A 7,972-nucleotide genomic window follows, 5' to 3' on the forward strand; every position below is an offset into this window, starting at 1 on the left:
CGACAAAACGGCGGCCTACACCGACGACGCGGCGGACACCACGACAGTGGCGGACACCGCCGCCCTGCGCGAGCAGGCCCTCCAGAACGCCGCCGCCCAGGCGGGCTCCGGAGAGCTGAGTTCCGACGGCGTCAGCACGGGCGGCCTCGGTCTCACCGACGACGGGACCGGGTACGACGGCGGAGCGTATCCGACGGGCTCGGTCATCAACGCCGACGGCACGGTGACCGCTCCGGGCGGTGGCCTCCTGAGAAACACGAACGGGAGCCTGGTCAAGGCTCCGGCGGGCGCCTACCAGACCCAGCAGGCCCAGATCCGGCGGTCCCAGGCCCTGGAAGACGCCGCCAAGGCGCAGGACAAGGCGTACGAGGAGCAGCTGAAGCGCCAGCAGCAGAGCGCCGCGCAGCAACGCGCCCTCGAACAGTCCCTCCAGCGCGCGCGTTCCTCCACGCGCACCACCGGCCTCGACGCGGACGCGCTCGAAACCGCCCGCAACGCCGGGGCGACCCTGCGCGTGAAGCAGCCGGACGGCAGCTACACCGACTACACCAGGGCCGCCGGAGAGACGGCGGCCTCGCGCGCGACCCGGGTGCGCACGTCCTCGGCCGAGCCCGCCACCGGCGCGGCCGAGGAGGCGGCGCTCAGCAGCCGGCGTTCCACCACGTCCAGCGGCCCCACGACTCCCCCGATGGGCGGCGGCATGTCGCCGGGCGGGGCCGGACAGGGGCAGGACCGGGAACGCAAGAGCTACCTGGACGAGGACGAGGACACCTGGGGAACACGGCGCACCGGCGGAACAGGAGTGATCGGCTGATGGAGGAACGACAGTCACGGGGGCCTGCTCCGGCCATCGCCTCCGTGCTCCAGGAGCAGCTCGGGGAGATGACGACGAGTCTGCGCGCCCAGCGGGACCGTCTCCTGGAAACCCAGCGGGAGCTTGCGGCGCGGACCATCACCGTGCGTTCGAAGGACCGTTCCGTCAGCGTGACCGTCGGCGCGCGCGGGGACGTCCGTGAGATCAAGTTCCACACCGAGGACCATCGTCGGCTGGACGCGGCCCGGCTGGGCAAGGTCCTGCTCGACGTGGTCACCAGGGCCCAGGAGCAGGCGGGCCGGGAGGCTTACGAGGCGTTCGCGCCCTTGCGGGGTGCGGGCGCCGCGATGCGCCGCTCCATGGAGTCCGGCAGCGCGCTGGAGGAGCTGCTGGCCCCTCTGCGTGCCGCCACCGCCGACCCGATGGCGGGCGAGGCACCACGGGACGACGCAGCCACGCGGAAGGGATGGGCCGATGAGTGAGGACCTGCGCACCACCGAGCAGCTCAAGGCGCTGTTCGCGCAGTACCCCGGCGCGGCCGACGCGCTGCACCGTGTCAACCAGAACGTCGCACGGATCAACGAGATCAACGCGCGGGGCGGCGGCGACGGCGAGGACGAGGCGTCGAAGCAGTACCGCGAGGCCATCAGCGCCGGAATGCCTCCGATCACCCAGACCCTCGATCTGCTGAACGTCCTCGTCGACCAGCTCGGCGTCGACGGCACCGACGCGATGAAGATCTTCGACAAGGCGGAGACCGAGGCCCAGCAGATCGGCGCCGCCTGGACCGAGGACTCCTGACGTGGGAACCTCCCGGCGGCGCCCGTGCTGACCCCCAGCCCGCAGGCGCAGGAGCTGATGAAGGCCCTCACCGGCATGGAGTGGCCGTCGATCAACGAGGACGAACTGCGCGAGGCCGCCGACCTGTACGAGTCCACCGCCGAGGACTTCGACACCATGCGGGACGAACTCGCCGAGCTGGCCCGGTACATCAGGGAGAACTTCTCGGGCGAGGCGGCCCAGGCCTTCGTCCGCTACGCCGAGCTGCTCACGGGCGGCGAGGCCCCCGCGCTCGCCGGGGTGAAGGACCAGGCGGCCAACCTCGCGCAGATCGCCGACGACACCGCGACCGACGCGGAGTACGTCAAGTGGATGATCCTCGCGCAGATGATCGAGCTCATCGCGGAGATGATCTTCGAGGCGGCGGTCTGGTGGGTACCCGGCCTCGGCCAGGCGGTCACCGCCCACGTCTCGCTGCTGACCATGCTGGTCCGGTTGCTGGTGCCCCGGCTGATCCGGGCGCTCGTCCGGAGCATCGCGGTGCACACGGCGGTCAGCGTCGCGATGGGGCTGGCGATGGACGCCCTCGTCCAGGGCGTCCAGATGGCCATGGGCAACCGCGACACCTGGAGTACGGACTCCACGATCCAGGCTCTCGCCTACGGAGCGGTTCAGGGACTGGTGGGCGGCGCGATGAGCTTCGCCGGCGCCAAGGCGGGCGCGCGGATCGGCCGGATGCTCGGCAACGACTTCACCAAGCTCCTCACCCAGGAGGCCGGCAGGAAGCTCGCCTCCCTCACCGGCTCCGCCCGCGACGGCAAGCGTTTCGCCGACGATCTCGTCGGCACGCTCGGCGGGATGAACGCCGACCTAGCCAAGGGCCTGAACAAGTCCGCGAACGAGTCCCTGGCGAAGGCGTTCGTACGCAGCGTCGGCGACCAGTTCGCCCGGTCGGGGCTGAAGGGCATGACCAAGGAGCAGGCCCGGGACGTGGGAACCGGCTGGGCGAAGACGGTACTCAGGGAGTGGATCGGGCCGGGATCGGCGGCCACCGTCGGCAGGGCTCTCCGCGAGGAGCTCGCGGGCCGGGTGGAAGGGACGGCGCTGCGGGTACTGGCGGACGATCTCCCCGACGCCATGGCGAAGGCCGGGATCGGTCCGTCGAAGGGCTTCCTGCTGGGGCAATACGGCACCGACATGCTGCTCGAAGGTGTGTCGCAGAACCTGTCGGAGGGCGCGTACAACGTGCTGACGACGGGGCAGTTCACCACCACGGGCGGGACATTCCTCTCCGGCTTCCTCACGACCGGCGTGAGCCACGCGGGGCGCCACTTCGTGGTGCAGCCGCTGATGCACCACGTGGGCCAGGATCACGCGTGGGTGCAGAAACTCAACGACCGGTTGGCGGCCCTGGACGGACCCGAGCACGGGTGGCCGGTCAACGGCGTGGGCGCTCCCGCCCCTCTGCCGGGTGCCGCAGGCGGGAGCCCCCAGCCGCCGGGCGGGCTCGCATCCCACGACCTGGAGGAGGCGTCCACGGACATGCCGATCCCGGTCGGGGACGTCGAGGAGGAGCCGTACGACCGGCAGGAACCGTCGGACGACGAGCGTCGGGAGTCGTCGGGCAGTGATCGGGTGACCTCGCAGGTGGTCCGGGAGGCGTCGTACGAACGCCGGAAGACGGAGCAGACGGACACCGGCGCCCCGGTTCCTCCGCCTGCTGCCCCGACGACGCCCCGTAGGACGAACTCGTCGGCGCCCGTACTCGGCGCCGCACCCCCGGTCGTTCCTCCGCCCGTCTCCGCGCAGGCTCAACTCCCCTCACCCGTGCGGCCCGTCGTCGCGCCCCCGCTCGCAGCTCCGACCCCCGAGCAGATTCAGGCGCCGCAGGCCGAACAGCCGGCACCGCAGGCGAAGCCCGTACGGACGTTCTCCACCTCGTCGACCACCGAGAGCGTCGTGGCGCCCGCACCCCCGCCGACGAGCCCACCGGTCCAGCAGCAACCACCGTCGGCAGCGGTCCAGCAGGCGTTCAATCCGAACGCGCCGGTCTTCGGGGACAGGGCCGACGTGACCGTCGTCCCGGTCGACGACGGGTCACCGCTGTCCCTGGCCCTCGGCCCGGAGAATCCGCATGCCGAGGACGCGGACACGGACTCCTCCGAGCTCGCCCCGCCGGTTCTGTCGGACGCCCCGCTCGAAGACGTGCTCTTCGTGGAGGACGGCCCGCCGGCACACCTCTACGGCGCCACTTGGGTCTCCGGCTCGACGAGTGCCTCGGCCACGGAACCCTCCGCCCCGCATCCCGAACGGGCCGTCGCCGGGCTGGTCAAGGTCGGCCTGAACGTGCCGCAGGTCCTGCTGAACAAGCACGTTCCCGGCACGCTCGGGACGAACCCGGTGGCCCACCGGACGGCCTTGGCAGCGGAACTGCTGGAGGGGCTGCCGCCGAAGACCGCCGCCGGAATCGATGTCCACGCCCTCGCGGCGCTCCTCGAAGGGGACGCCGGGGGCCTCCTGGGCGAGGGCCGCGGTCTGCTCGTCGGCAGCCCCCTCGCCCCGGCCGTGGCCACCGTCACCATGCGCCTCGGTCAGTGGCGCCGCGTCACCACGGGCCCCCGTCCGCAGCCGTACAAGTTCGACGGGATCGACCAGCACCTGACGTCGCACAACGTCGCCGTCACGGAGAGCAGGGGCGCCACGGGCGCGGTGAGCGTGCCTCTGTCGGGGTCGGTCGCTCCCGTCGCGACCACCCAGGTCTCGGTCTCCCTCGCGATGAACGAGAGCAAGACGGTCGATCTCGGCCGGGCCCACCTGATCCAGCGCGAGACGAGGGCCGCCGAGGGCACGGAGACGTACGTCGTCGCGATCCAGCTGGAGCTGGACGTACGACCGCTGCACGACTCGGGCACCACCCCCTCGCCCCTGCGGTCGAAACTGACCGTGAGCAACGGCGCGACGCTCGAAGTACCCCTCAGCGCCCGGGAGAAGCCGAAGGCGGACGACAACCTGCCCGTGGAGGTGACCACGGGCGTTCCGCTCGGGTGGGGGCACGTCGAAGGATTCGGACCTGTGGGCCTGCTGCCCCGGTGGGCCGCCCAGGGGGCGATGCCCCACGGGGTGAGCGTCGCGCAGGTCCACGAGTTCTTCTCCTCCCGCTCGCTGAAGTCGCGGGGGGCGGAGCTGCTCTCCGGGAACCTCGAACTCCCTCGGGGATACTCCGTCAGCACGGTCAAGCTCGGCGAGTACCGTCCCCTGTCCGTCTCCACCACCCACGAGATGCGGGACAGCAACCAGGTCACCCAGACCGACACGGTCAACCGCGCCACCGGCAACAAGGTGGGCGCCGCCTTCCTCGTGGGTGGAACGGGTTCGGTCGGTCCGGTCAAGCTGGCAGGTGGACTGACGGCGTCGGCAGCTCTGAACACCTCCCACACCGACACCCATGGGTCGTCGTCCGCCATGAAGACCGTCGCACGCGTCAAGGGATCACAGACGGTTCTGGGCCGTCAGGAGATCGGTTTCGTCGTCACCCGCCCGGACGGCAAGAAGCTTCCCGTCTCGACCTGGGTCCTGGTCCGCCAGCCTGCCGACGACGTTCGCGCCGCGGCCGGTCTGCCGACCGCGAGGACCGTGTTCGAAGCGGGGAACCGGCCCGACCCCGAGAACCTTCGTCGGGGCGAGGACCGCGCGTACGACCTCACCTTCGCCCGGACGGAGAACCTCGCGTTCCACGAGCAGTCCCCGCAGAACGCACAGAACACACAGAACGCACGGGAAGGCCGGCAGGGTCAGCAGTCGGGAAGGCTGACCGCCGACGAGTTCGTCGACCAGGTCCTGGACGCCTTGGCGAAGAGGGGGAGCGGTCAGGTCCCTTTCATGTCCCGCAAGGAATGGGAGAGCTTCCGGCCCGCCCGGTGGTTCAGCCTGCCGAGTGAGCGGCTGCGTGCCTTCCACAACACCCAGGCCGTCCTGAACGCGGTACGTCCCGGGATGCTCGCCGACCGGATGGATCAACTGCACAACGAAGGGGTGAGGATTCCCCTGTTCGGAAGGTCCTTCCTCAACCGCCACTTCCACACCCTGGTACTCAGGGTGCCCAGCCTGGACTGGGACTACCAGCACACCGATCCCCACCGGTTGATCCGCCTGAACACCCCGGGCCAGGTGAAGACCGGCCACGGCCGGACCATCACCAAGGAGGGCTCGATGGGGGTGGAGTTCCTGCCCCGCTTCTCTGCTCCCGGCCTGTCCGTCGGGGGTTCGCTGGGTGCCCGGGCCCACTGGAGCAAGACCGTTTCCGCGGAGGTGACCACCGCCTCCGGACGCGACAACACCCTGGTCACCACCACCGCCACCGGGGCACACCTGTTCACCGTCGAAGGCGGCCTCATCGCCGAACTGACCGGGCAGCGGGTCTCCCAGCCCGGCCTGTCCTGGATCGGCAGCCTCGGACTTCCTCCCCTCGCGCTGCGCCGGCTCCCGAAGAGCGACCCTGTCGACCTGGGCCGCTTCACGGCGGCCGTGTACGTCCCCGAGCAGCGGTTCGCCGACGGAACGCCGGGCGCCGCGGACGACAATTCCGGCACCGGCACCGGCGGGAACGGCCGGCGGGCCGTCCTCGGCCGGACCGACCTCAGCAGCACTCCGATCCTCACCTCGAAGATCCGCACCGGCAAGAGGCTGCTGAAGGGCATCCTCGACTCGGTCGCGAAGGCCGCGGGCGACCCGGCCGGATTCACCGACGAGGGGGGCCTCGTCCACGAGCGGGTGCGCCAGTGGCTCGTCGGCCTCACCAGCCACCCCGAGTCGCTCTTCTCGCCGGACGGAGTACTCCTGAGCGGTGTGAGCGACCAGAGTGTGCTGCGGGGCTTCGAGGGTTCCGTCCGGCTGCGCGCCCGGCGTACCAGGCTCAGCGTCGCGGGCCCCGTCATGGCTCTGGAGACGGAGCAGTCGGTGAACCACTCGACGACCGCGTCGGAGAGTTCGTCGACGGGGAACAAGGTGACGATCGGGGCCGCGTTCTCGCCGATCGCCCAGCAGAACGCCAACTCGTCCGGCACCTACGGAGCGAACGCGGAAGTGACGGTCCACTCGAAGCAGAGCGGAGAAGCGCGGTCCCGGTCCACCACCAGCGACACCAACCTGGTCCAGTCGGACGAGGTGTACGTACTGCTCGACGGCGACATCGAGGTCGAGTGGGTCGTGGAGGGCCGGCCGACCGGGGCGTTCACCCCCTTCGTGTCCGAGGCGCGTACGCCTCTGGCGTCCGCGCCGTCGTGGACGGGCCGAGGGAGCAGTCCGGTGCACCTCACCGGTTCCCTGACCATCGCCCAGGGCTACCAGGGACTCATGACCCCCCGCGACCTCCACCGCGCCGGAGCCGTCGATGACGGGCTGGGAGAGTGGGCGGGCGGGCACCTGGACGGAATGGCCGTCCCCTCGTGGATGCACGACGACGGTATCGACTTCTACCCACTGGCCGCCTCCGCCTCCATACCGGCGGAGGCGCACTCCTTCGATCCGTCCGAGCCGACGGCGACGGCCTCGGACCGTGCGGTGCGAGCGGGGCTGAAGGAGATCGACCGGGCTCTGGCGAAACTGGAGGAGCTGGGGGTGGGGCAGCGGGGCCGGGACACCCTTCACACGCTGGTCGGCGAACAGTCCTTCCGCGCCGGCATCCAGGCCGGGGTGGAGCTGCTGGGCCGTGTCCGGGTGGGCGAGAAGCACTTCGTCAAGAGGATCTTCCACGGCGGAAAGAACCTTCAGGTACGGGTGACCCATCACCGGGTCGCGACGCACACCGTCGTCGCCGCCTCCGGTGTGGGGGACATCGAGAGCACGTTCACCACCGTGGTGACGGATTCCTCGGTCGTATCGAAGGCCAACGGGCTGGACGCGGGGAGCGGTTCCAGTCAGCGGAGCACCTCCGGAGTGCTTACGGGAGGGGCCGGGCCGAACGGCACCGGCGGCGGAGCGGCGGCGGAGAAAACCATCGCTTCCGCCCAGCGGGTCGTCACCCATCTCAATGCGCTGACCAGCCCCATGGTCAGAGTGGAGAACGAGTGGGAGACCCGTGTCCAGATCTTCGACGCGGACGGTACGGAGATCCTCAGCGGAACCGAGCCGACTGAGGACGCACCGGGCGGGGTGGCCTGGATGTCCCCCGCCACCACCAGTTACGTACCGCTCGTCCATCTCGAACCCACGGGCACGAGGTGGACGTCGCCTTCCGCCCCCGACGCGAGCACCGGCCCCCTGCCGGACGAGACGGCGTCCGCGTGGCTGGCCCGGATGAACCCGGGAGGGGTCGTTCCGGGTACCACGCACCATGTCAAGGCGCTCAGCGGTGCGGACGAGCTGCACCGCGTCGTGTCC

General features: G+C 70.7%; 4 protein-coding genes. All 4 read left to right on the plus strand.

What is annotated here, in order from left to right; genetic code table 11:
- A partial coding sequence (locus ACFWEP_RS27795) for a hypothetical protein (RefSeq protein WP_387373978.1) occupies positions 1–814 on the plus strand: 814 nt, incomplete at its 5' end.
- A complete protein-coding gene (locus tag ACFWEP_RS27800; RefSeq protein ID WP_387373980.1) occupies positions 814–1,296 on the plus strand; it encodes a YbaB/EbfC family nucleoid-associated protein in 483 nt (160 codons plus the stop codon). The genes ACFWEP_RS27795 and ACFWEP_RS27800, both read left to right, overlap by 1 nt.
- A complete protein-coding gene (locus ACFWEP_RS27805; RefSeq protein ID WP_387373981.1) occupies positions 1,289–1,615 on the plus strand; it encodes a hypothetical protein in 327 nt (108 codons plus the stop codon). Before ACFWEP_RS27800 ends, ACFWEP_RS27805 begins: the two co-directional genes overlap by 8 nt.
- 24 nt (positions 1,616–1,639) lie before the next feature.
- The coding region (locus ACFWEP_RS27810) for a hypothetical protein (protein WP_387373983.1) at positions 1,640–7,972 on the plus strand (6,333 nt) is incomplete at its 3' end.

The sequence above is a fragment of the Streptomyces sp. NPDC060198 genome, assembly GCF_042728415.1.
Lineage (GTDB): Bacteria > Actinomycetota > Actinomycetes > Streptomycetales > Streptomycetaceae > Streptomyces.